Raw genomic sequence first — 25,331 nt, forward strand, 5'->3', positions numbered from 1 at the left:
AGCCTTTATTTCATTTTTAGTCCAAAAAGGAGAACCAAACAGCTTTATCGCTTATGCTTTTTGCTGCATTTCATCGGTCCTTAATTCTATTCTGAACGTTGTTCCTTTACCTAATTCGGAGCTTTTTACATAGATTTTACCGTTATGATATTCCTCTACGATGCGTTTAGCAAGGCTCAACCCTAAGCCCCAACCACGACTTTTTGTGGTAAAGCCAGGGCGGAACACATTGCGAAGGTCTTTCCTTTTAATACCTTTCCCCGTATCGCTCACTTCAATAATGGCTTGTTGGTTATACGTTTCCACCTTTAATGTTATCGTTCCAGCCTCACCTCCCATTGCATCAACGGCATTCTTGCATAGGTTTTCGAACACCCATTCAAAGAGAGAGGCATTGAGTTTCACAATAATATCTTGCTCGGGGAAGATTTTAATCATCTGAATTTTCTTCGAAGTGCGCTTGTCCATGTAATCAATGACATGGTCTAACACTTCGTTTAGACTGGTTGGGACTGGTTCGGGCAGCGAACCAATCTTTGAAAAACGGTCGGCTATGAGTTGCAAACGTTTCACATCTTTGTCCATTTCGGGCAGCAAATCATCGTCAGGATAAGTTTCTTTCAGTATCGTTGTCCATGCCATTAGTGATGAAATAGGTGTTCCTAATTGATGGGCGGTTTCTTTGCTCAATCCTACCCACACCTTATTTTGTTCAGCACGCTTTGATGTGAGCAGTGCAAAGATTGCTACCACCACGAAAAGCATTACAACACCGAGTTGAACATACGGATATAGGGCTAACCGTTTGAGAATTAAAGAATCGTCATAGCACACTTCGATGTAGTCTTGTGGCGATTCTGAAAAGTTTATTTTAATGATTTGTTTGTTGCTTTTCAGTCGTTTAGCCATTGATGAAACATATTTCAAACTGTCTTCTTGGTTCTTGGCATTGATTTTTACGTTTCTATAATCGGTTACATTCCCTTGATAGTCCAATACAACGACAGGTATCGTGTTGTTTTCGTTAATTACTTTGAGAACCAAAGCAAGGTCTGTATTCTCGTCAGCTTGACTTAAAGCACGCATAGCCTCCGCCCATACTTCCATTTTAGCACGTTCTTGTCGTGCCAAATCTTTCGTTAGCAGGTTACTTGCCCACAACGATAAGACCGCTATAACGATTGCCGCTACAACGAGAATGATTTTTACTTGTCGAATTCTATCAGTCCATTGCATACGATAGAATAACGGAATGCGCATGGGAATATTGCTTTTAAAGGGAAAGATGTGGGTTTTGTTGTTGCGTTAGAGTGGCTTTAATCCGCCAAAGTTAGCTTTTTACAACTTAAAATAGCTATTATTGAGCCAAAAGATGTCTTGCAAACTCAATGATAGTATCACGCCCACGATTGAAATCTTCTGTCGTTAAGTCTACTTTATAATCGGGATTGATGCCAAATTCGGTAAGATTTTTATCTTTATCATACATCGGACAAGCCGAGAAACGTATGCCCCAACCATTAGGAAGTTCGCTTGAAAAAGGCAAACCAGCCCCTCCGCCAGTGCGGTCGCCTACGATTTTCACCATAGGACAGCAACGCATGTACTTTACAAACTCGTTTGCCGCCGAGAAAACACTACGATTGGTTAGCACCACAACAGGTTTTTGCCAACGAATACCCTTCCCTGGCTTTAATATTTGCTCCCGCATAGGCGAAAAATCAGTATGCCCTTTGCCTGTTTTGTGTTGCATATAACCCACCAAAACAGCCTCATTGGTGAAGCGAGCAGCCAACTCTTCTGCATTGGTGAGCGCGCCTCCGCCATTGTTTCTAATGTCGATTATCAAAGCACGGCAAGGTTGAAAATACAATAATATATCGTCTAAGTTTCCCGCACCAATACCATTTTGAAAACTTTCGCATCGCAAATAGCCTATGTTATCATCCAAAATGGTGTAATCCATGCCACTTGCAATAAGGTAATTGGTCTTTAAATACTTGCGTTCCAACGAATCTGAATAATTTTGAGGATAGTTTTCACGCCACGACCAATAGCGTCCAATATTAAAAGATGTAAAAAGATTGACGTGTCCATCCTTCAATTCAGAGAGCATATTAGCCATTACTTCAAATTGTTGGCGTTCTGTCATATTCCCATTTATCTGCTTTAGATAACGTTGGCGCACCTCTTTCCAATCAATTCCTTTCTGTTCAAAGAAACAATAATGCTCGTCCAAGATTTGCCAAAGTGCCTCAACATTACCTTGAACCGTATCGGGTTGCTCGTCATTGGTAACGCACGACGAAAGAAACGACAATATAAATAATGTGGAAAGTAGCGCAACAAAGGCGTGAAAGCGATATTTAAATAGTTGAAACATCATGGCAAAAACTTTGTAATAGAGAACTTTCGAACAATGCCAACCATGAAAAGATTGCTCCATGTATGGTATTTTAATCCATTAACCTTAGCTTGTTGGAAGTCGCCCAAATAGCCTAAACGCAGCGTAGTATGGTGAATGGTGAAATCAAAGGTAAGCATTTGTCGCAAAGAAGGAGCTACACCGAAGGTTGTTGGTACGATATTGTGGTCGTAATTACCTTCCGAAAATATTTCGTAATAGCTTTGTCCAAAGTTAGGTGTAAACATTAAACCTACCAATGGCACCTGTGCCGAATAAGAAAGGCGGAAAGGTCGTTTCCACAAACGGAACGAATATTGAGCTGAAACAACGGGTGCAAGGTTTAAATTCATATAGGCTTGTGCAGGATTGTTGCCGTTACGCATATTGTAAACAAAGCCTAAATTGGCATCAATGCCACCGCCTACTTTTGCTGCCAACGTTCCATTGCCCATTTTCCACTGCCCTATGGCGTAAAGAACATTGTACTGAAAATTATACAAACCGCCTATATTCCTATTTCTTCCCGACGGATTGTGGGTATAGGAAAGGTGGGCTTGATGAATTATTTCGCGTGAAATGGGAGTTCCGTTCTCTCGTATGGTATGCGAAACATAACGCAATTCGCCACCCGTATATTCGCTTGGCGACAGATAAGTGTCCAATTGGTTAATGTGTCCCATGCCTATCAGTTGCGCATTGGTAATTACTTTGCCCGAACGTAAGGTATCTTGCGCCAATGAAACAATGCTCATTAACAACAGAACGACAAGGGAAATTATTTTCTTTACCATTGTTTTACGTTTTATTATTCCTCGAATAGCAATGTTAATTGCCCTTCATCAGCTTCTTTTCCATTTGCTTTTGCAGACTTTTCGCTTGGTTCACTGCCTTCCGATGCGTTGTTTTCTGCTTCTGTAATAGGCGTTTCAGAGTTATTGCCTTCTGCTTTCTCTTCTACGTTTGTAGTTTCCAACTCGTTTTCGTCTACTTCCTCCGCATCTTCAGGCTCATCTTGTTTAGGGAAACGAGTAGGTTCTAACTCCTGAATCTTGCTCACTTTGAAAGTAGTGAGTCGTTTTCCCTTGGCTTTATAGCCTTTAATGCCAACAAATTCTTCAGCATCTACGATGTCAGCACCACGATTTGCATCGCTACCACCGTATGTTATTTCAACACGAGGATAGGCAACATCGGTCAAGAATACAAGTTTTGACTTTGGATTCTCACCTATAATACTTTGATGACGAGTCGCATTTTCCATGCAGAAACGCTTTAAATAAGGATAACCTTGATTGTCGGCATCAATAACAACGGCTGTCCAAGTCTTCTCTGGGTCGAATTTCTCTAATCGGAAAATGTTGTCCTCATAGTGATTGGCAGCATCAAAATTGGTAGTATAGAACTCTCCATTGTCCAAAACAACGAGAATGGTGTCCTTGTCGTTAAACTCGCCCAACAAAGTACCTTGTTCCTCGTAGTTGATACGGTTTACATCAGCGTCAAACCATACCTTTCTACCGCCTAAAGTAGACGTTCCATGCGCTTTCAAAGATACTCTTTCAACGACATCTTTTGAAAGAATAACACCTTTCGCTCCCTTTCCTTTGATTAGCACATTAGAGAAATCGCGTTCAAGATAACGCATAAAACGCGCTCTGCCTGGTTGGTCTTTTAAGATTACTTTGACCATTTCAGCCTCTCCGTTAGGGTTGGCTGTGAAATAAAGTACACGTGAAGAAGGCGTTCCTTGTGTCAAATCGTAGTCCTTATCACGGATTACCGAAACGACATTGAAACGTTTTATATAGTAAGGACCTTGCGCTCCGTCTCTGTAAACGACATTATAAATTGTGCGGCGGTCGTTGCGTTTGAACACTTGAACGTGGATAACGCCCTTATCGACAAACACTTTGTCGGCAATATGCACTACCTTATACTTGCCATCACGATAGAAAACAATGACGTCGTCAAGGTTAGAACAGTTCTGAACGAACTCTGCTTTCTTTAAATCAGTGCCGATAAAGCCGCCTTTTCTATCGATGTACAACTTCTCATTGGCATCGACAACCTTCGCAGCAACAATGGTATCGAAGCTTTTTATTTCGGTTTTTCGAGGATAATCCTTACCGTATTTTGCCTTTAAATGTTTGAACCATTCTATGGTAACACGCACCATTTCGCTCAAATCCTTATTGATTTCGGCGATTTCGGCTTGGATATTTTTCAATAATTCGTCAGCTTTGTCCTTGTTGAATTTAAGAATTCGCTGCATTTTTATTTCCATCAGTCGGAGTATATCCTCACGTTTCACCTCACGAATGAAGTTCTTTTTGAATGGTTCTAACTTGCCATCAACAAACTTTATGGCATCGTCCATGGTCTTTGCCGTTTCAAAACCTCGCTCCTTGTAAATGCGTTCTTCAATGAAAATGCGTTCCAATGAACTGAAAAAGAGTTGCTCTTCCAGTTCGGCTTTCCTTATTTCCAACTCTCTACGGAGCAACCCTTGCGTGTGATTGACCGAATGGCGAAGCACATCGGAAATGGTTAAGAATTGCGGTTTGTTATCGGAAATAACACAACAGTTAGGCGAAATAGAAACTTCGCAGTCGGTAAAGGCATACAAAGCGTCCATGGTCTTATCGCTCGATGTACCTGGTGTAAGATGCAACTGTATTTCTACTTCCGATGCCGTCATATCTTCCACCTTGCGAATTTTGAGTTTCCCCTTTTCAACTGCCTTGGTAATCGATTCTGCCAACGAACTTGCCGTCTTTGTGAAAGGTACTTCACGAATGACAAGGGTCTTGTTGTCAATCTTTTCCACCTTGGCACGCACTTTCAAAGTGCCACCACGCTGACCGTCATTATACTTTTCAACATCGATACTGCCACCCGTTGGAAAGTCGGGATAGAGGGCAAAAGGCTTTTCTTTAAGATAGTTGATAGCTGCATCGCATATTTCCACCATGTTGTGAGGCAGAATTTTAGACGACAAACCTACTGCAATTCCTTCCGCACCTTGTGCCAAAAGCAAAGGGAATTTAGCAGGCAGCGTAACAGGTTCTTTGTTTCTACCATCGTAAGAAAGTTGCCATTCAGTGGTTTTCGGATTAAATACAGTTTCCAAAGCAAACTTCGACAGACGTGATTCGATGTAACGTGGCGCAGCAGCACGGTCGCCAGTGAAAATATTTCCCCAGTTTCCTTGCGTGTCAATGAGCAAATCTTTCTGTCCCATCTGTACCAACGCATCGCAAATAGAAGCATCGCCGTGAGGGTGGAATTGCATCGTGTGTCCCGCAATGTTGGCAACCTTGTTGTAACGCCCATCGTCCATGCGCTTCATAGAATGGAGTATGCGGCGTTGAACAGGTTTTAAACCATCATCAATATGCGGTACAGCACGTTCTAAAATTACATAACTTGCGTAATCTAAGAACCAATTTTTATACATTCCCGATAGATGTTTCACTGCCGAAGCATCGAAACGTCCGTTTACTTCGCCTTCTTCGCCAGCAATATCATCAACGTAGGGGCGTGATTTATCACGTTCCTCACTATTGGTTTCGCCTTCTTCGCCAGCAATATTATCATTAGAAACCGCCTCTTCCTCGTTGTTTTCTATTCTTTTATCGTCGTCCATAAATGTTTGGAAAGTCTGTATTTTTAAGCCTCAAAGGTACGAATAAAACTCGAAATATGCAAATAGAAACTTTGAAAGCCGTATTAATATTGTAAAGATAGTGCAAATGAGCGCAATTAATATTTACCCTCTAATACCTAATTCCTCTCCCTCTCTAAGGTCTAAACTCTTCTATCTAAACTCTCTAACCTCTATTTTCTTCCCTCTCCAATCTAAACTCTAATCCGTTTTACGGAAATTTAGAACAATACCGATTTTTCAACTTTTCAAAACCTACGCTTTTTCAATTCAAAACCCATTGTTTTTTGCTTCAAAACAGCCTGTTTTGAATTACGAAAGAATAGGTCTTAAAAACAAAAACATAAACCACTGATTATCAGACAAATAAAAAAATGGTCAAAATTTCCGTATTTTCGTTTTGTAAAGATATATTTTTTTGATAGTTAGATACCTCGTAGGGGCGTGATTTATCACGTTCCTCTTAGCAATAAATTAGCTTATTTTTGGGATTTTAGGAACGTGATAAATCACGCCCCTACGGGGAAGCAACAAGAGGATTAATACCTGCCTGTAATTAAGCAAAATAGGAATTATTAGTTTCTAATATCTTCTTTCGCAAACTTTCATGCAATCCCAATTATCGATACCGACAGAAATGAAAATTATATCTTGATAAAGCAATAAAAGCGACACTCGATGAGAAAAATATTCACAATATTAACTGTTACATTTGCCTTAAATATTTCGGCAAAAGATTATGTTATGGTAGCGCAACCTATCGTGGCATACGCTACAAATGGTAATACTTCTACCACTTTGCTTGCTCTGCCTGCAATGATAGCCAATACCGATGAGGCTACTTTCATTATGGGTAATGTGTTACCTGGCGAGGTTATCAACACCACAGACATAGAAACAATACCTTGTAGGGGCGTGATTTATCACGTTCCTCTTAGCAATAAATTAGCTTGTTTTTGGGATTTTAGGAACGTGATAAATCACGCCCCTACGGGGAAACAATAAGAGGATTAATACCTGCCTGTAATTGAGCAAAATAGGAATTATTAGTTTCTAATATCTTCTTTCGCAAACTTTCATGCAAGGAATAAAACAAGGGGAGATAATTAATATTTTATAATATATTTTTTGTTTATTAGAAAAATATATCTTACCTTTGAACCATTAAATTATCAATTTTTATCAAAAAAACTTTTATTAAAAATGAAGAAAACATTACTTGTATTCATGTTTATGCTTTTAGGTCTTAACATGACAGCCTTTGCAGGCGTACCAAAGTCTATTGCTTACCAAATTATGGTCTTAAATCCTGAAAACGGTCGCATTATGGCAAATGAAAAAGTTGCATTGCGCATTGAAATTCGTCAAGGAAACGAGAGCGGCAATGTGGTTTTCGGACAAGACTTTAACACCACTACTGATAAAAACGGAACTTGTAACATTTCGCTTGATATTCCAGAGAATATGGACTGGTCGAAAGATGACTATTATTTTGCAACACTTATCAATGGAAAACTTTCTGGCGCATCACGCATTGCAAGTGTGCCTTATGCACTCATGGCAAACGAACTTAGCGGAGTGATTACTCGCAGCGAACTTATCGGAACATGGAAACTTGTGCCAAATACAGAGGGGAATACAGCAGATATTGATAATGGAGAAGATATAGAGGATTTTACAGAATTAAGCTATACTTTTAATGAAAACGGCACAGGTACATCAATACAAGTGAAAAAACCAGAAGGACACGGTAACACTGTTGAAAAATACAAAACATATACCTTTAAATGGGCAATAACCCCAACTGGTATTTTGGTTTTAACCAATATGTTGGAGAAAAGCACGGGAGAGAAGAACAGAGAATATACCCGACAATATCATGCACACCAATTTCCAATAGTAAAAATTGCTGAGGATAAATGTATGTTCCCAATTATCGATACCGACAGAAATGAAAATTATATCTTGATAAAGCAATAAAAGCGACACTCGATGAGAAAAATATTCACAATATTAACTGTTACATTTGCCTTAAATATTTCGGCAAAAGATTATGTTATGGTAGCGCAACCTATCGTGGCATACGCTACAAATGGTAATACTTCTACCACTTTGCTTGCTCTGCCTGCAATGATAGCCAATACCGATGAGGCTACTTTCATTATGGGTAATGTGTTACCTGGCGAGGTTATCAACACCACAGACATAGAAACGATACAAGCGAGCAGTCAATTAACGTTGCGTACAAATGGACGAAATTTAGAAATAACATCTAATGAGCAACAACAAGCACTTGTAAGTGTCTATGAGTGTACAGGGCGAAAGGTTCAACAAGCTACTTTACAGAACGGAAGAGCTACACTTACTTTTGCTCAAAAAGGTATATACCTCGTAAAAATAGGTAATCAGGTTCGCAAAATTATCATAAGATAAGAATATAAAGTTAGCATTTTAACGCAAAAAATAGTTTAAAAAGCATATTTTCGTTTAGCGAGGATATGCTTTTTTGTTAATTAATACCTTGTAGGGGCGTGATTTATCACGTTCCTCTTAGCAATAAATTAGCTTGTTTTTGGGATTTTAGGAACGTGATAAATCACGCCCCTACGGGGAAACAATAAGAGGATTAATACCTGCCTGTAATTGAGCAAAATAGGAATTATTAGTTTCTAATATCTTCTTTCGCAAACTTTCACAACTTTTCTAATTCATATTCGGTTAAAAAGCAGTAACTTTGTAGCAAATTTCGATAAAACAAAAGATAAAATAAAGATAATATGGCACAAGATGATGTATTCAAGAAGATAGTAAGCCACTGCAAAGAGTATGGTTTTGTCTTCCCAAGTAGTGATATTTACGATGGTTTGGCTGCGGTTTACGACTACGGACAGAATGGTGTTGAGTTGAAAAACAACATCAAACAATATTGGTGGCAATCTATGGTGTTGCTCCATAACAACATCGTGGGTATCGATTCATCTATCTTTATGCATCCTACCATTTGGAAAGCCAGCGGACACGTTGATGCTTTTAACGACCCATTGATTGACAATCGTGATTCTAAAAAGCGTTACAGAGCTGACGTTTTGATAGAAGACCAGTTGGCAAAATATGAAGAAAAAATGGACAAAGAGGTGGCTAAAGCTGCCAAAAAGTTTGGTGATAGCTTCGATGAAGAGAAGTTCCGTCAGACCAATCCTCGTGTTTTAGCCAATCAAGCTAAGTGGGACGAACTCCACACACGCTTTGCCAACGCTATGGAAGCGTCTGACTTACAAGAGTTAAAGAAAATTATTGAAGACGAAGGTATCGTGTGTCCTATCAGTGGAAGTAAGAATTGGACAGACGTTCGTCAATTCAATTTGATGTTCTCAACAGAGATGGGCGCATCATCAGAGTCGGCAAGTAAGATATACTTGCGTCCTGAAACCGCCCAAGGTATCTTTGTAAACTACTTGAATGTGCAGAAAACAGGTCGCATGAAGTTGCCTTTTGGTATTGCACAAATCGGTAAAGCATTCCGCAACGAGATTGTAGCACGCCAATTTGTGTTCCGTATGCGCGAGTTTGAGCAAATGGAAATGCAATTCTTCTGCCAACCTGGTACAGAAATGGAATGGTTTAACTATTGGAAAAAATATCGCTTAGCATGGCACGAAGCATTGGGAATGGGCAACGAAAACTATCGTTACCACGACCACGAGAAGTTGGCTCACTATGCTAATGCTGCTACTGACATTGAATTCCGTATGCCTTTCGGTTTCAAGGAAGTAGAAGGTATCCACTCACGCACCAACTTTGACCTTTCACAACACGAGAAATTCTCAGGTCGTCAAATGAAATATTTCGACCCAGAACGCAATGAAAACTATGTGCCTTACGTTGTTGAAACATCAATTGGCGTAGACCGCATGTTCCTTACAGTGATGTGTCATAGCTACACAGAGGAGCAATTGGAAAATGGTTCAAGCCGTGTTGTACTTCGATTGCCTGAGCCTTTAGCACCAGTTAAGTGCGCTGTGCTACCATTAGTAAATAAAGACGGACTACCAGAAAAGGCACAAGAAATTGTGGACGACTTAAAGTTCCATTTCAATACAACCATCGAAGCAAAGGATTCTATCGGTAAACGCTATCGCCGACAAGACGCTATTGGTACACCATTCTGTGTTACTGTGGACGGAGATTCATTGACCGACAACTCTGTAACCCTTCGTTATCGCGACTCAATGGAGCAAGTACGTGTTCCAATTGCTAAACTTCGCGAAATCATTGAAGACCGCGTTTCAATTACTTCTGTATTGAAGAAGTTGGACGTGAAATAAGCAATATATTTTAGAAAATACATGATGCGATTGAATACAAGCGTAACAACGCAAACAAAACGTTTCTTCCTCACGGCTACCATGCTTTTTGTAGCCTTATTCTCAGTTGGTTTGCTAACTTCTTGCTCGGAAGACAAGGACGAAACCGACGAATTTGCCAATTGGCAAGAGAAGAATACAAACTATTGGAACCAGCTTTATAGCGAAACAAAACAGAAGATTGCCAATGGCGATAAGTCATGGAAAATCTTCTTGAACTACTCAATGCAAGGTCAAACAGACCCAAGTGGACAAATAACCTATAAGCCAGAAGACCATATTATTGTACATGAATTAGAAAAAGGCACGGGAACAAAATCGCCTTTATACACCGATTCTGTTTTGGTACACTACCAAGGTCGCCTTATTCCTTCCCAAACTTACACGGCAGGACTAATCTTTGACAGTAGCTTTGGCGGTGCTAATGGTTTAGTTTACAACCCTTTGACCTCTCGACCAGCCCAACTTCTCATCGGCGGAGAAAAAGGTGGCGTAGTCGATGGCTTCGCTACAGCATTACAAAACATGCACGTTGGCGACCATTGGCTGGTTTACATTCCTTATCAATTAGGTTACGGAGCAAAAAAAATCGAAGGAGTGCCAGCCTATTCCAACTTAATTTTCGACTTGCGTCTACACTCTTTTTACAGAGCAGGGACAAGTGTTCCAAATATTTTTTAATGGTTTTATTACCCATTTGCAAAGCATAAAGGGCGGAAAAAATATTCCGCCCTATTCTCATATTATTATAAAAGATGGTGTTCAGTAAGGCAATAACCGATGCACTCTTAGAAAAAATTAGAGGAGGCGAACCGATGTCGAATAGCGAAAAGCTAAGCCTCATCGTTCAATTAAGTATTCCTTCTATTCTCGCACAGGTTACATCGGTGATGATGTTTTACATTGACGCGTCCATGGTAGGCTCGCTCGGAGCAGAAGCCTCAGCATCTATCGGGTTGGTAGAACCTGCAACATGGCTCTTTGGCTCGCTCATTGGTGCTACTTGTATGGGCTTTTCCGTGCAAGCAGCCCATTTTATTGGGGCAAATGATTTTGAAAAAGCACGTTCAGTCATGCGCCATGGCTACATCTTTGGACTTGCTTTCAGCTTTATTCTCATGGCTATAGCAGGACTTTTAGCTACCCCTTTACCCATTTGGTTGGGTGGTGGGAAAGATATTCAAGCCGATGCGTCCACTTATTTTTGGATATTTTCGTTCATCATGCCTATCCATTTGATAGAGTACCTTTCGGCTGCGATGCTGAAAATATCTGGCGATATGCGCCACCCAAGCTTCATTTCGGTCATGATGTGTGTCATGGATGTGGTGTTCAACTTCTTTTTAATCTTCCCAACTCGTACTATTTCCGTTCTTGGTTACCACTTTACCATTTATGGAGCAGGCTTAGGTGTGGAAGGAGCAGCCTTAGGAACGTTGATGGCATACGCTGTTGCAGCTATTCCTTTGGTCTATTTCTCTATATTTAGAAGCTCTATTTTGGCTTGGCACTTAGACAAAGAACGCTTTGTTTGGACATGGAATTACATCATTAATGCCGTAAAAATCGGTGCGCCAATGGCTTTGCAATACCTCTTAATGAATGGTGCGCAAGTCATTTCTACCATGATTGTAGCCCCATTAGGCAACTTTGCTATTGCTGCCAACTCATTTGCCGTAACCGCAGAAAGCCTCTGTTACATGCCAGGATATGGTATTGGAGAAGCGGCAACCACCTTGGTTGGACAAAGCGTTGGAGCAAAACGACGTGATTTATGCAAGAGTTTTGCCTTTATGACCATCAGTTTAGGCATGGTAGTAATGGCGTTAATGGGCGTGATTATGTATATTTTTGCTCCTGAAATGATAGGAATGCTTACGCCTGTTGCCGAAATTCGTGAATTAGGTGTAGCGGTTCTGCGCATCGAAGCCTTTGCCGAGCCTTTCTTTGCAGCAGCCATTGTTTCTTATAGTGTGTGCGTGGGGGCTGGAGACACTTTCCGCCCATCACTTATCAACCTTGGTTCGATGTGGTTTGTACGCCTTACTTTAGCTTACTTCCTTGCCTCAACTTACGGTTTACAAGGAGTTTGGTTTGCTATGGCAGTAGAACTTACCTTCCGAGGAATGATGTTCCTCGTTAGAATCTATCGTGGTAAATGGATGAGGAAGATAGCTCACAATCCTCAAATCAAAGCTGCGATGAGTTAAAACAAAATAAAATTATTATCTAAAGCACATTGTAAACATGACGTGGTTTTCATCTTTATTAGACACTCTTAATTATTGGACGATTTTCCTTGGTATGTACATCGAAGGAACTGTTATTCCTTTTCCATCAGAATTGATTGTTTCGCCTGCTGCTTATCACGCTGCTGCGGGACATTTGAATATCTTTTGGGTTATTATCATTGCTACTCTTGGAGCAGTAACAGGTTCTACGACCAACTATGTGGCAGCTTACTATTTGGGACGTCCAATAATTTATCGTTTTGCCAACAGCAAATTTGGTCACTTTTGCTTACTCAACGAAGAAAAAGTAAAAGCTGCAGAAAAGTATTTCTACGACCATGGTGTCATTGCAACGCTTACGGGACGTTTGATACCAGGCATTCGACAAATTATTTCAATCCCTGCTGGATTGGCAAAGATGACCTTTTGGAAGTTTTTATTGTACACTACGCTGGGTTCAGGTCTATGGAATTGTGTTTTAGCTACCCTCGGTTGGTATCTTCATTCTATCGTTCCAGAAAGCCAACTTACTGCCAAAATAGAAGAATACAACGCTTACATCAAGTACGTTATCCTCGCTATTGTGGCAATAGCTATCCTCTACTTCGTTGCAAAGCATTTTATTAAAAAGCATAAGCAAGAAAAAGCGTAAGGAAGATAAATTATATTCCATTATAATAAAAATGATATTAAGAGCCAAAGTGCGCATTATCCGTATGCGCAAAGTGCCTTTCACCGATTCAACAGGCTTACACAACCTTTCCGTGATGTGCGAACAGTCGGAAGAACAAGGCATACAGGTGGTGCTTTCGGGAGTTTTGCCAGCTGTAGAAACAGTATTGTTGAAAGCCAAATTTAACGAACGACTTGGCAGAGAGAATATATGCAGCCACATCAATTTAGCATTGGAGCGTGCAAAAGCAATTGTTTCAACAACAACAAAAAAACTTATAAAAATAGATTTATTTAATGAGAATATTTATATGAAGACGTGATAATTTGAATTTTATTTTAATTCATTATCACGCTCATATAAATTCTTAGGTGGAGTAAATATAAGTTTTATCAAAAATAGTTGCAATTCATGCACACTTAATAACCATTATTTAATTATACTTTTTTTCTTGTTCTTTATATAAATCCCTGGTTTTAAGTCTTTCTCGTTTACTTTAATTCCTTCTAAAGTATAGATGTTAGAATGGTTTGAAATATCTTTTTCTTCTTCAAATGTATTTATTTTTGTTGAAAAAACTTTAACTTTTTCATCTAAATATGTTAGACGTTCCTCAATCCATTTATTAATGTAAGATTCTTCTTTGTCAAAATCAATTTCAATTCCATTTACTCCATTCCATTTTTCTGTTTCTCGCTGTGCTGCGCCTGTTTCTTTAAATAATTGGAAATAATTATGGAAGCGTTCTTTAAGTGCTTTTTCACTTAATATAGTTTTGCGCAATTCTAAATAGCGATGCGCAATATTTTCCATAAAATTTATTTTTTCTGACTTTAAAAGTCTTGAGTATAATTTATGGAAAGGTACCTTTTTTTGAGCTGACAATAATTTTCCTATATGATTTCTACCCCAAGTGGCATCTAAATCCCATGGGGCAAAGCCTAATTTCTGACTTGTTTTATTGTCGTAAATATAGGTAAAAACATTTTTTGCGCTATTATCAAATGCCATAATAACGTTTGCAAATAAGTAGTAATCTGCCCAAACTGGTAAATCAAAAACATTTGAAACTTTTTCGTCAAACTCTTTATCGGTAGAATTTAAAATGAAACTTGTTGCATCATATAGAGGTTTCCAATCTATAGATTCGCCTTTATCCAACTCGGGATACTTCATTTCCCAACCTCCCCAAGTCATTTTAGAATTATCATATTGGTCAACTTCCCAAAAGCCTGTATATAGAAATCCATCAGCTTTATATAAAATACCATGTACACCGTCTTTATTATATTTGTTTAACCTCAATTGTTTACGGTCAATTTTTTCAGTTAAACAATAAATTCCATTGTATTCCCCATTTAAATACACTTCAACAAAGTTACCTCTTGTGCCATTTATAGCCTTTTTATCATAATTGAAAATATAGGATTTGTTAGAAAAGTCGTTCCATAAATCGAATGATACTCTATTACGCATTCTTGCTTTATCAATTGCCATTGCGTCAAGTATCCAATTATTGTCTTTGCGCATTCCTAAGAAAGAAACGTCCTTTCCTTTTCCCTTATCATCTATGATTTTTATTGCATAACTCTTTTTATTAAATGCTTTTGCTGTATTTCCACGCCATCTTATTTTAGCTTGTAGCTTAATAGTGTCTTTATCTTGATTTTCTACAAAATAATATTTACACTTTGTGTATTCATCGCCAGGATGTCCTTCTATTAATATATGAGGAAGGGAATGGGGTGTTTGTGCAAATGTTAAAGTTGTAATTGTTAGTATTCCCAATAAGGTGGTAAATTTCTTCATTTTTATAATTATTGTATTAAATCTTAATTCCGCAACACTATTATAGATTAAACTTTTTAAGTACTTGAGCAACTTTTTGTTGCTCAGGATTTTGCCATGTCAGAACTTTCACTTATCTTAGTGTTGCAAAAAAACAAGAGAATCCGACGATAGACATGGCGAAGATACAAATTAAATCTGAGAAACTCACTCCTTTTGGGGATATTTTCCTACTGAGCCGTTCCATCTCTACAACGTGTGCGGTATCAACTACTACATCCCGATAAAACAAAAAAAAGCCCCGACTACTTATTGTAATCGAGGCTTTAATGAAAAAAGGCAGCTACCTACTCTCCCACATTGCATTGCAGTACCATCGGCGCAATTGGGCTTAACTTCTCTGTTCGAAATGGGAAGAGGTGGAACCCCAACGCAATAACCACCTGATTAAATCGGCAAGAATAAATCTAATAAATTATAATTATCAAATCTATCTCGTATAGGTGACAATTTCCACAAGCAATAACTTTATCAGTAAATCTAAATCTTTAGCTTTTATGATTTACAAATTCTTTACTATATGAATCAGATTCCTAATTCGATACAACTAAAAGTATAATCCAACGAATGAAAGTTTTGGGCAATTAGTAGTGCTCGGCTTTGACATCGCTGTCTTTACACCTACACCCTATCAACGTCATAGTCTATGACGACCCTTATAAGGAGTTCTAATCTTGCGGAAGGCTTCGCACTTAGATGCTTTCAGCGCTTATCCATACCAGACTCAGATACCCGGCGGTGCACCTGGCGGCACAACCGGTAAACCGGAGGTCTGTCCACCACGGTCCTCTCGTACTAGTGGCGGCACCACGCAAAACTCCAACGCCCACGATAGATAGAGACCGAACTGTCTCACGACGTTCTGAACCCAGCTCGCGTGCCACTTTAATGGGCGAACAGCCCAACCCTTGGGACCTTCTCCAGCCCCAGGATGTGACGAGCCGACATCGAGGTGCCAAACCACCCCGTCGATATGAGCTCTTGGGGGGGATCAGCCTGTTATCCCCGGAGTACCTTTTATCCTTTGAGCGATGCAGTTTCCATACACTTGCACCGGATCACTATGCCCCAGTTTCCTGCCTGCTCGGCATGTCTGCCTCCCAGTCAAGCACCCTTATGCCATTGCACTCTATAAGGTCGGTTACCAATCGACCTGAGGGTACCTTTGGAAGCCTCCGTTACGCTTTTGGAGGCGACCACCCCAGTCAAACTACCCACCAAACAATGTCCTCACTTAAAGCGAGTTAGACCTCAGACAGCCAAAGGGCCGTATTTCAAGGATGGCTCCACAGATACTGGCGTACCCGCTTCAAAGCCTCCGGCCTATCCTACACATCGGATGACCAAGGTCAATGCTAAGCTGTAGTAAAGGTTCACGGGGTCTTTTCGTCCCATCGCGGGTAATCGGCATCTTCACCGATACTACAATTTCACTGAGCTCATGGTTGAGACAGCGTCCAGATCATTACACCATTCGTGCAGGTCGGAACTTACCCGACAAGGAATTTCGCTACCTTAGGACCGTTATAGTTACGGCCGCCGTTTACTGGGGCTTCAATTCAAACCTTCGGGATAACCCTAAGCTCTCCTCTTAACCTTCCAGCACCGGGCAGGTGTCAGGCTGTATACATCATCTCTCGAGTTAGCACAGCCCTGTGTTTTTGTTAAACAGTTGCCTGGACCGATTCTCTGCGCCTCCTTAAACTAATAAGGAGGACCCCTTATCCCGAAGTTACGGGGTCAATTTGCCTAGTTCCTTAACCATGAATCTCTCAACGCCTTAGTATGTTCTACCCGACTACGTGTGTCCGTTTGCGGTACGGGTTGCATAAACATAATCGTAGCGGATTTTCTAGGAAGTATGATTACCTGTACTATCAACAGTTTCCGAAGAAACTATTGTACTATAAATCTTCAGCTCAAGGTGTGGATTTGCCTGCACCTATCAATGCCTAAAATCGTTAACGCCCATTTCCGTCAGGGCGCGACAGTGTCACTACTCCGTCTCCACGTAGATGAATATGCAAGTCACGGAATATTAACCGTGTCTGCCATCGCTATCGCCATTCGGCTGAAACTTAGGACCCGACTAACCCCGGGCTGATTGGCATAGCCCGGGAAACCTTAGTCTTACGGCGAGGGGGAATCTTACCCCCTTTATCGTTACTTATACCTACATTTGCGTTTCTATACGCTCCAGGATCAATCACCATCACCATTCAACGCATATAGAATGCTCCCCTACCGATACTTTTTTTAATACTATCCCGCGCCTTCGGTATCTGACTTCATACCCGATTATTATCCATGCCCGGACCCTCGACTAGTGAGCTGTTACGCACTCTTTGAATGAATGGCTGCTTCCAAGCCAACATCCTAGCTGTCACGGGGACCAGACTTCGTTAGACTAACTTAGACAGAATTTGGGGACCTTAGACGACGGTCAGGATTCTTCTCCTCTCGGGGACGGACCTTAGCACCCGCCCCCTTACTGCACAACTACTAACCAATAGCATTCGGAGTTCGTCAGGTCTCGATAGGCGGTGAAGCCCTCTTGACCTATCGGTCGCTCTACCTCTAATGGTAAACATTGCACGCGGCACCTAAATGCCTTTCGGGGAGTACGAGCTATCTCCAAGTTTGATTGGCCTTTCACTCCTACACTCAACTCATCGGGAAGCTTTTCAACGCTTATCCGTGCGGTCCTCCATTCCGTGTTACCGGAACTTCAACCTGGTCAAGTGTAGATCACTTGGTTTCGCGTCTACCCCATCCAACTAAACGCCCTATTCAGGCTCGCTTTCACTACGGATACAAGGCTTAACCTCTTAACCTTGCTGGACATGGTAACTCGTAGGTTCATTATGCAAAAGGCACGCCGTCACATAAACAATATGCTCCGACCGCTTGTAGGCGTATGGTTTCAGGAACTATTTCACTCTCCTAATAGGAGTGCTTTTCACCTTTCCCTCACGGTACTGGTTCACTATCGGTCTCACGGGAGTATTTAGCCTTACCGGATGGTCCCGGCTGATTCACGCAGAATTACTCGTGCTCCGCGCTACTCAGGATACCACTACGCCTTAATTGGTTTCGAATACGGGACTATCACCCTCTATGGAAATCCTTTCCAGAAATTTCTTCTCACCGCATAAGTACGATAGCGTGGTCCTACAACCCCTATGGCGCATTACTACGTCATAGGTTTGGGCTGTTCCCCGTTCGCTCGCCACTACTAGGGGAATCATTAAATTATTTTCTCTTCCTACAGGTACTAAGATGTTTCAGTTCCCTGCGTTCGCCTCCTAACCTAAATGCTAGGATAACACTCCTTCAAAGTGCTGGGTTGTCCCATTCGGAAATCCTTGGATAAAAGGTTATTTGCACCTACCCAAGGCTTATCGCAGCTTATCACGTCCTTCATCGCCTCCGTGAGCCTAGGCATCCGCCATACGCCCTTAATTACTTTCTATTCGCTGCTTCAATAAAAATATAAATATTCTCATCAAAGCATAGCTCATACTTTTAGCTGTATATTGAAATCGTAAAAGTTAAATTACAAAAAATCGTAATTACTGTTTTAGTTTACTTTACAGTCTTGCTTGTGTCAATATGTCAAAGAACTCTATGCGAACATTATAAAATGTTTTGCAAAAGGGAAGATGATGGACTTGAACCATTTTCAAGTAGGCCTTAAACCTTATCTTCTAATTATATAAAGAACATATTCAGAGTGGGTAGTAAAGAGAGAAACAAAACTTATCAAAAGTATGATGTCTTATCTCATAACTTCCAAGGTATCTATCCTCTCCAGAAAGGAGGTGTTCCAGCCGCACCTTCCGGTACGGCTACCTTGTTACGACTTAGCCCCAATTACCAGTTTTGCCCTAGGTCGCTCCTTGCGGTTACGAACTTCAGGCACCCCCGGCTTTCATGGCTTGACGGGCGGTGTGTACAAGGCCCGGGAACGTATTCACCGCGCCATGGCTGATGCGCGATTACTAGCGAATCCAGCTTCGTGAGGTCGGGTTGCAGACCTCAGTCCGAACTGGGACCGGCTTTAAAGATTAGATTACATTTACATGAAACCAACATTCTGTACCGGCCATTGTAACACGTGTGTAGCCCCGGACGTAAGGGCCGTGCTGATTTGACGTCATCCCCACCTTCCTCACACCTTACGGTGGCAGTATCCTCAGAGTGCCCAGCATTACCTGATGGCAACTAAGGAAAGGGGTTGCGCTCGTTATGGCACTTAAGCCGACACCTCACGGCACGAGCTGACGACAACCATGCAGCACCTTCATAGGAGTCCCGAAGGACCTCAACATCTCTGTATCGTGCTCCTACAATTCAAGCCCGGGTAAGGTTCCTCGCGTATCATCGAATTAAACCACATGTTCCTCCGCTTGTGCGGGCCCCCGTCAATTCCTTTGAGTTTCACCGTTGCCGGCGTACTCCCCAGGTGGGATGCTTAATGCTTTCGCTTAGCCGCTAACACCAGGTGCTAACAGCGGGCATCCATCGTTTACTGTGCGGACTACCAGGGTATCTAATCCTGTTCGATACCCGCACCTTCGAGCTTAAGCGTCAGTAACACTCCCGTAAGCTGCCTTCGCAATCGGAGTTCTTCATGATATCTAAGCATTTCACCGCTACACCATGAATTCCGCCTACGTTGTGTGTACTCAAGTCAGCCAGTTCGCGCTGCAAGTCAGATGTTGAGCATCTACATTTCACAACACGCTTAACCAACCGCCTACACTCCCTTTAAACCCAATAAATCCGGATAACGCCTGGACCTTCCGTATTACCGCGGCTGCTGGCACGGAATTAGCCGGTCCTTATTCGAATGGTACATGCAAAACATTACACGTAATGTCGATTATTCCCAAACAAAAGCAGTTTACAACCCATAGGGCCGTCATCCTGCACGCTACTTGGCTGGTTCAGACTCTCGTCCATTGACCAATATTCCTCACTGCTGCCTCCCGTAGGAGTTTGGACCGTGTCTCAGTTCCAATGTGGGGGATCTTCCTCTCAGAACCCCTACTGATCGTAGCCTTGGTGAGCCGTTACCTCACCAACAAGCTAATCAGACGCATCCCCATCCTATACCGATAAATCTTTAATTCAAATCAGATGTCATCAATGAATATCATTGGGTATTAGTCCGTCTTTCAACGGGTTATCCCCAAGTAAAGGGCAGGTTGGATACGCGTTACTCACCCGTGCGCCGGTCGACGTCCAAAGTGTGCAAGCACTCTCTGCCGTTTCCCCTCGACTTGCATGTGTTAAGCCTATAGCTAGCGTTCATCCTGAGCCAGGATCAAACTCTCCATTGTAAAATCTCTTTATAGAAAGTATTTCAAAACAATTAAAATAATCGCTAAGAAATAAATTTGTATCTCTGCTCGGGACAAATATCCTTTATTGAAAGTATCAAGTTTAAAACACCACTTTAAGATTTATAAAAATCCTAAGAATTGATAGGTTCGTTTCTATTACCCATCTCCTATAAAAAAACAGAAGATGACTCTTGTACTACTTCTCTGTCTATGTAAATCTTTTCAAAGAACTCTTTCTTTTTGCCTTTATTCTTGCGCCGTGTGGCGTATTTCGTAAAAGCGAGTGCAAAGGTATAGATTTTATAAATACAAACCAAATAATTTTAAAAGAAAATTTCAAAAAAGTTTCATTTATATTAAACTATTGATATAAATCAATTAAAAGAATGAGGTACACATTAATATAATATTGTTAAACGAGGCAAACAGGTCGGACGAGTCAGACGAAATATTTTGTGGAAATAATAAAAAAAGGAAAGAAGCAGGCATTATAAGAAAAGATAGGAAGCGGAAAGTTTGGTAAAAAAGCAGAAAAAGAAAGCTATTTTTCCTTTTCTTCTACAAAAGTTCTATGCGAAAAGCGCTCAAATCCTTGCAAAAAGTTGTATTTTTGTGGCAAAGTTCATGTGAGTTAGAGCAATTGGCATGACAAAGCATAATCTATAAAAAAAAGAAAACGATGTCAAAACAAGGATATATCAAAGAAAATTTAGCTTGGATAGAAGAAAAAGCCAAAGAGAGTGATGTTGTAGCGTTGCGCAATGGTGTTTATTATAAGCCTGTAAGAAAGGGCAAAAATGATGGCATTCATCCTTCCCCACGCAGCATTGTTACCGTGCATTACACGGGTTGGACTATCAGAGGCAAGAAATTTGATAGCAGTAAAGGCGGTACTCCGCTAGCAATCCGTTTAAACGAATTGATTGAAGGTTGGCAAATTGCCCTTCAAGAAATGTGTATTGGTGACTTTTGGGAAATTTATATCCCTGCCGAAATGGGCTATGGAAAGTTTTCTCAGCCTGATATTCCTGGTGGTTCAACGCTGATATTTGAGGTGGAGCTATTGGGGATAGGATAAAAAGTGAGAGGACTTAAGAACGATGCTGACTTATCAAACTTATCAGACCTGACAAATAGTTGAATATCTTATAAAAAACTCAACAAAATGAATAAATTAAAGGAGAAATGGTAATAAAAATTACTAATTTCTCCTTTTTTGTATTTAATTTAATATCTTTGCCGAATACAACCAACATAAGTTAAACTTAATAACACAATAAACAATGAAGAGAAAAAATATTCTTTTTGGTTCTTTACTACTACCAATCTCTATGTTTGCCATTCATGGCAATGCTCCTTTTCATGCAGTTCAACAAAAGAATGCCCCTGCTTCAAAGGTCGTAAAAGCCCCAACAAGTGGCGAAACGCTCGTTATTCTACCCTATTCTGAAGGTTTCGACACGGAAGCATCGCTCAATAGTTTTAAGATTATTGATGCGAATATCGATGACAATACTTGGAAATGGGAAGAAGAGGACGGTGGACGAGTGGATTATTTCACTGAAATATTCGAAAACAACCCTGGCGACGATTGGTTGATAACTCCTGGTTTCAATCTTGAAGCAGGTAAGAAGTACACTTTTGCCTTTACTGCTAAAAATAATGACTCCACCGAAAAATTGGAAGCCTTTATTGGTAAGTCTGCAGAAGTCAAAGGTATGACAATCAGCGTTTTGCCTAAAAAAGAAATTACCAATGCGCAGCCACAGATTTATGGCAACACGATTGAAGTAACCGAAGCAGGTGTCTATTATTTTGGAATCCATTGCGTCAGCGACCCTGATAAAATGACGCTTAGCATAGACAATATTTCGATTAAAGAAGCTGCCGTAGCGGTTGCTCCAGATGGTGTTACAGGGTTTAAAATTACGCCTGACGAGAAAGGTGAGCTAAAAGCTGACTTGGAATTTACTACACCTTCAAAAGCTATTAACGAGCAAGCTATCAACCAATTAGACTCGGTTCAAATTCTTCGCAATAACGTTCCACTCACAACCATTAAGTCTCCAGCAGTAGGAACTCTCCTCAAATATACCGATACCACACCCAAAAACGGAGCAAACATTTACACCGTAGTGGCTTACAACGAGGCAGGCGCAGGAAAAGCGGTCAATCTAACTGCCTTTGTGGGCGAAGACGAGCCAGCACCTCCTGTAAATACAGCGGCTCAACTCGTTGGCGACGATGTACAACTAACATGGACAATCTCAGACAAGGGATTTAATGGTGAACGTGTCAATCCCGACAATGTTACGATTACGATTTATTCTACCATTGACGGCATCAACCGCAACTTAGTAGCCGACAATATTAAAGGTTCAACCTACACTATTGTAGGTGGAAATAGCCAACCAAAACAGCAACAACTTTCTTACCAAATCATTCCAACATCGAAGGGTGGAACAGGTAAATTGGCTTATACCAATCCTGTTATCATCGGTAAACCTTACACCATGCCATTCCAAGAGTCGGTAGCCAACCAAAAAATCGAAAACGACTATTGGGCAATGGACAAATCAAAGGGACAAGTTGGTGTTTTGGCCTCATCTGAATCGTTTGATGGCGACAATGGTTCGTTCCTATTAAAGAGCAATGACCCTAACCAACAGTTATCCTTGCAGACAGGTAAAATCACTCCAAAGGGTAGCCAAAAGGCCTTCCTCACTTTCTACCATAAAGCAGCGCAATCGGCTGACGAAACTTTAACGATTAAAATCATCAAAGACGAAAAAACATTAAGCACACTGAAAGTGATAGACTGCAAAGACAGCAAAAACGAATGGAAAAGAGAGGAACTCGACATGAGCAATCTTGTGAACGAAGCCTACCTACAAATTGCCTTTGAAGTGAACTTTGGCGAAACTCACAACAGTATCTTGCTTGATAAAATTTCAATGACCGCAGCACCTGTTGCCGATGGTATAGAGCAAGTTTCGACAACCAACAACATCGAAAACGATGCCCTTTATACCACAATGGGCGTGAAAGTGAATGCCAAAGGCAAATTGCCAAAAGGCATTTACATCAAGAATGGTAAGAAAATCATAATAGGTGAGTTCTAAAAAGTAGCCGAAATTCCGACTCGTCGAATTTCTGTAATCCTATATAATAAGGTGTAATAACGACTTTTCTTTTCGTTGTTACACCTTTTTGTATGCCGCTGTTGGCACGCTGAAATCTAAAATCGTCTATTTTAGACTTCAAAATAGAGGATTTTTGCACGCAACTAATTGAAGAAAGTGTATCGCCACTTACTTACAATAGCGTTGGAAGTTCAAAAAGTTTGGTTCCGTTGCTGCCCTTTATGAGGATATAATGACCTTGAGGTTGGGCTTTCGCAATTTCAGCTTTCACTTCTTCCACATCATGGAACTTCTTAAAGTCGGTATTGGTCTTTCCAAAGTTTTCGCCTACCAACCAAACGTTGGTGAGTCCTGCGGCTTTCAATTGTTCAACCACCTTTTGATGTTCCACATCAGTAACTTCTCCCAACTCACGCATATCGCCAAGAATTGCCATTTTGTTTTCTACGTTCATCAAACGGAAGTTTTCAATGGCTGCTGCCATGCTCGAAGGGTTCGCATTATAGGCATCAACAACGAGTTTATTATGCGCTGTTTCTGTCAGTTGCGAACGGTTATTGCTGGGTACATAGGTTTCCAATGCGTGGCAAATCTGTTGTGGAGCAACACTGAAATGCAAACCTAAAGCAATGGCTGTCAACATATTGTCGAGATTATAAGCTCCAACAAGATGGGTCATCACCTCTTTCCACTCGCTGCCTACCTCGCGCCAACGGAAATGGAGGAAAGGAGCGCAGTCAATGATTTCGCCTTGAACGCTCACCATATCGTTTTGTCCGTAAGAAATGATGCGCTCAAAATTGCGTTGAGCTGCCATTTCTGACAAATCGGGATTGCTCTCGTTGAGGAAAAGCAAGCAGTCGTTCGCCTTTAAGTAATCGTAAAGTTCGCCTTTCGTCAGCTTTACGCCTTCAAAACTGCCAAAGCCTTCTAAGTGGGCACGCCCAACGTTGGTGATAAGTCCGCAAGTTGGTTCTACGTATTCTACCAATTTCTTAATGTCGCCTTGGTGCGATGCCCCCATTTCTATGACAGCAATTTCGTGTTCACCATCAAGACGGAGCAAGGTTTTAGGCACGCCCACATCGTTATTGAAGTTGCCTTCTGTGTGCAGCACGTTATATTTTTCAGACAATACAGCCGAAATCAATTCTTTAGAGGTGGTCTTTCCATTTGTTCCCGTGATACCAATTACAGGAATATGGAACTCTCTACGATGCAAGCGAGCTATCTTCTTAAACGTAACCAATGCGTCTTTCACCAAAATAAGGCGGTCGTTGCCTTCTTCGGCATATTCTTTTTCGTCGATAATGGCATAGCTACAACCTTTTTCAAGTGCCATTTTAGCAAACTTATTGCCATTGAACGATGCGCCTTTTAGGGCAATAAAAATACTTCCTTGAGGACATTCACGACTGTCGGTCGTTATGACAGGGTGCTGTTTGTACAGCTTATAGAGTTTTTGAATATTCATAATATCCGTTTTCCGTTTATCATTGCAAAGGTACAGTAAAAGGTAGACATTGCAAAAAGTTGGTTTCAATACTTTAAATTATTACCTACAATTAGGTAAAATTGGTATTTTTAAACCTTTCTGTTGGGCTGCTTTCAGATATTTTTCTTATATTTGCGAATAGAAAGTTTAATTTTAAA

Annotated in this window: 16 protein-coding genes and 3 rRNA genes; 10 read left to right on the forward strand and 9 right to left on the reverse strand. The window is 40.9% G+C overall.

The features are described 5' to 3' along the window. Window positions 1-51 precede the first annotated feature (51 nt). From DYI03_RS08875 to DYI03_RS08890, 4 genes are all read right to left on the reverse strand, one after another. Complete coding sequence (locus tag DYI03_RS08875) at window positions 52-1,236, reverse strand: sensor histidine kinase (RefSeq protein ID WP_021669569.1); 1,185 nt, start codon at window positions 1,234-1,236, stop codon at window positions 52-54. Between the two features lie 121 nt (window positions 1,237-1,357). Continuing rightward, window positions 1,358-2,386, reverse strand: a complete 1,029-nt coding sequence (locus DYI03_RS08880) for a S41 family peptidase (RefSeq protein WP_004356866.1) — start codon at window positions 2,384-2,386, stop codon at window positions 1,358-1,360. Continuing rightward, a complete protein-coding gene (locus DYI03_RS08885; protein WP_021669570.1) occupies window positions 2,383-3,198 on the reverse strand; it encodes a DUF3316 domain-containing protein in 816 nt (271 codons plus the stop codon). Before DYI03_RS08885 ends, DYI03_RS08880 begins: the two co-directional genes overlap by 4 nt. Window positions 3,199-3,212: 14 nt before the next feature. After that, window positions 3,213-6,053, reverse strand: a complete 2,841-nt coding sequence (locus DYI03_RS08890; RefSeq protein WP_021669571.1) for a DNA gyrase/topoisomerase IV subunit A — start codon at window positions 6,051-6,053, stop codon at window positions 3,213-3,215. Window positions 6,054-6,749: 696 nt separating this feature from the next. On the opposite strand from DYI03_RS08890, the gene DYI03_RS08895 reads away from it, so the two are divergent. From DYI03_RS08895 to DYI03_RS08930, 8 genes are all read left to right on the forward strand, one after another. After that, window positions 6,750-7,076 carry a hypothetical protein gene (locus tag DYI03_RS08895; RefSeq protein ID WP_147287676.1) on the forward strand — a complete coding sequence of 109 codons (327 nt, stop codon included), beginning with the start codon at window positions 6,750-6,752 and terminating at the stop codon, window positions 7,074-7,076. 198 nt (window positions 7,077-7,274) lie between these two features. Continuing rightward, complete coding sequence (locus DYI03_RS08900; protein WP_115367933.1) at window positions 7,275-8,051, forward strand: DUF5004 domain-containing protein; 777 nt, start codon at window positions 7,275-7,277, stop codon at window positions 8,049-8,051. 12 nt (window positions 8,052-8,063) lie between these two features. Then, a complete protein-coding gene (locus DYI03_RS08905; protein ID WP_115367934.1) occupies window positions 8,064-8,504 on the forward strand; it encodes a T9SS type A sorting domain-containing protein in 441 nt (146 codons plus the stop codon). 344 nt (window positions 8,505-8,848) lie between these two features. Then, on the forward strand, window positions 8,849-10,396 hold the full coding sequence (locus DYI03_RS08910) for a glycine--tRNA ligase (protein ID WP_021669329.1): 1,548 nt from the start codon (window positions 8,849-8,851) through the stop codon (window positions 10,394-10,396). A 21-nt stretch (window positions 10,397-10,417) separates the two neighbouring features. After that, window positions 10,418-11,116, forward strand: coding sequence for an FKBP-type peptidyl-prolyl cis-trans isomerase (locus tag DYI03_RS08915; protein WP_021669328.1), 699 nt, complete (start codon window positions 10,418-10,420; stop codon window positions 11,114-11,116). A 74-nt stretch (window positions 11,117-11,190) separates the two neighbouring features. Continuing rightward, window positions 11,191-12,645: an MATE family efflux transporter gene (locus DYI03_RS08920; RefSeq protein ID WP_004356816.1), complete on the forward strand. Its 1,455-nt coding sequence runs from the start codon at window positions 11,191-11,193 to the stop codon at window positions 12,643-12,645. A gap of 37 nt (window positions 12,646-12,682) precedes the next feature. Beyond that, entirely contained in the window at window positions 12,683-13,318 is a 636-nt protein-coding gene (locus DYI03_RS08925; protein WP_004356699.1) for a DedA family protein, read from the forward strand. Beyond that, window positions 13,275-13,661: an STAS domain-containing protein gene (locus DYI03_RS08930; protein ID WP_036870273.1), complete on the forward strand. Its 387-nt coding sequence runs from the start codon at window positions 13,275-13,277 to the stop codon at window positions 13,659-13,661. Before DYI03_RS08925 ends, DYI03_RS08930 begins: the two co-directional genes overlap by 44 nt. Window positions 13,662-13,768: 107 nt before the next feature. Here DYI03_RS08930 and DYI03_RS08935 read toward each other — a convergent pair whose 3' ends face one another. The 4 genes from DYI03_RS08935 to DYI03_RS08950 form a co-directional block, all read right to left on the reverse strand. Continuing rightward, window positions 13,769-15,148, reverse strand: coding sequence for a CotH kinase family protein (locus DYI03_RS08935; protein ID WP_021669326.1), 1,380 nt, complete (start codon window positions 15,146-15,148; stop codon window positions 13,769-13,771). Between the two features lie 313 nt (window positions 15,149-15,461). Continuing rightward, window positions 15,462-15,574, reverse strand: a 5S ribosomal RNA gene (gene rrf, locus DYI03_RS08940). A 178-nt stretch (window positions 15,575-15,752) separates the two neighbouring features. Then, window positions 15,753-18,659: ribosomal RNA gene (locus DYI03_RS08945) — 23S ribosomal RNA — on the reverse strand. A 342-nt stretch (window positions 18,660-19,001) separates the two neighbouring features. After that, window positions 19,002-20,532, reverse strand: a 16S ribosomal RNA gene (locus tag DYI03_RS08950). Together the 16S, 23S and 5S rRNA genes form the textbook arrangement of a ribosomal RNA operon. 682 nt (window positions 20,533-21,214) lie before the next feature. Between DYI03_RS08950 and DYI03_RS08955 the strand changes: the two genes are divergently transcribed. Continuing rightward, window positions 21,215-21,613 (forward strand): FKBP-type peptidyl-prolyl cis-trans isomerase, encoded by a 399-nt coding sequence (locus DYI03_RS08955; RefSeq protein WP_021668833.1) that lies wholly within the window; start codon window positions 21,215-21,217, stop codon window positions 21,611-21,613. Between the two features lie 205 nt (window positions 21,614-21,818). After that, entirely contained in the window at window positions 21,819-23,657 is a 1,839-nt protein-coding gene (locus DYI03_RS08960) for a choice-of-anchor J domain-containing protein (RefSeq protein ID WP_021668834.1), read from the forward strand. A 193-nt stretch (window positions 23,658-23,850) separates the two neighbouring features. Here the strand turns inward: DYI03_RS08960 and DYI03_RS08965 are convergent, their stop codons facing one another. Then, complete coding sequence (locus tag DYI03_RS08965) at window positions 23,851-25,152, reverse strand: UDP-N-acetylmuramoyl-tripeptide--D-alanyl-D-alanine ligase (protein ID WP_021668836.1); 1,302 nt, start codon at window positions 25,150-25,152, stop codon at window positions 23,851-23,853. Window positions 25,153-25,331 lie beyond the last annotated feature (179 nt).

It is taken from the genome of Prevotella disiens, assembly GCF_900454955.1.
GTDB lineage: Bacteria > Bacteroidota > Bacteroidia > Bacteroidales > Bacteroidaceae > Prevotella > Prevotella disiens.

What these genes read in the sequence shown, in the direction of transcription:
- DYI03_RS08885 (WP_021669570.1), bottom strand. Translation starts at nt 3,198, where the DNA reads ATGGTAAAGAAAATAATTTCCCTTGTCGTTCTGTTGTTAATGAGCATT.
- DYI03_RS08955 (WP_021668833.1), top strand. Translation starts at nt 21,215, where the DNA reads ATGTCAAAACAAGGATATATCAAAGAAAATTTAGCTTGGATAGAAGAA.
- DYI03_RS08875 (WP_021669569.1), bottom strand. Translation starts at nt 1,236, where the DNA reads ATGCAATGGACTGATAGAATTCGACAAGTAAAAATCATTCTCGTTGTA.
- DYI03_RS08890 (WP_021669571.1), bottom strand. Translation starts at nt 6,053, where the DNA reads ATGGACGACGATAAAAGAATAGAAAACAACGAGGAAGAGGCGGTTTCT.
- DYI03_RS08935 (WP_021669326.1), bottom strand. Translation starts at nt 15,148, where the DNA reads ATGAAGAAATTTACCACCTTATTGGGAATACTAACAATTACAACTTTA.
- DYI03_RS08910 (WP_021669329.1), top strand. Translation starts at nt 8,849, where the DNA reads ATGGCACAAGATGATGTATTCAAGAAGATAGTAAGCCACTGCAAAGAG.
- DYI03_RS08880 (WP_004356866.1), bottom strand. Translation starts at nt 2,386, where the DNA reads ATGATGTTTCAACTATTTAAATATCGCTTTCACGCCTTTGTTGCGCTA.
- DYI03_RS08965 (WP_021668836.1), bottom strand. Translation starts at nt 25,152, where the DNA reads ATGAATATTCAAAAACTCTATAAGCTGTACAAACAGCACCCTGTCATA.
- DYI03_RS08905 (WP_115367934.1), top strand. Translation starts at nt 8,064, where the DNA reads ATGAGAAAAATATTCACAATATTAACTGTTACATTTGCCTTAAATATT.
- DYI03_RS08960 (WP_021668834.1), top strand. Translation starts at nt 21,819, where the DNA reads ATGAAGAGAAAAAATATTCTTTTTGGTTCTTTACTACTACCAATCTCT.
- DYI03_RS08900 (WP_115367933.1), top strand. Translation starts at nt 7,275, where the DNA reads ATGAAGAAAACATTACTTGTATTCATGTTTATGCTTTTAGGTCTTAAC.
- DYI03_RS08920 (WP_004356816.1), top strand. Translation starts at nt 11,191, where the DNA reads ATGGTGTTCAGTAAGGCAATAACCGATGCACTCTTAGAAAAAATTAGA.
- DYI03_RS08895 (WP_147287676.1), top strand. Translation starts at nt 6,750, where the DNA reads ATGAGAAAAATATTCACAATATTAACTGTTACATTTGCCTTAAATATT.
- DYI03_RS08925 (WP_004356699.1), top strand. Translation starts at nt 12,683, where the DNA reads ATGACGTGGTTTTCATCTTTATTAGACACTCTTAATTATTGGACGATT.
- DYI03_RS08915 (WP_021669328.1), top strand. Translation starts at nt 10,418, where the DNA reads ATGATGCGATTGAATACAAGCGTAACAACGCAAACAAAACGTTTCTTC.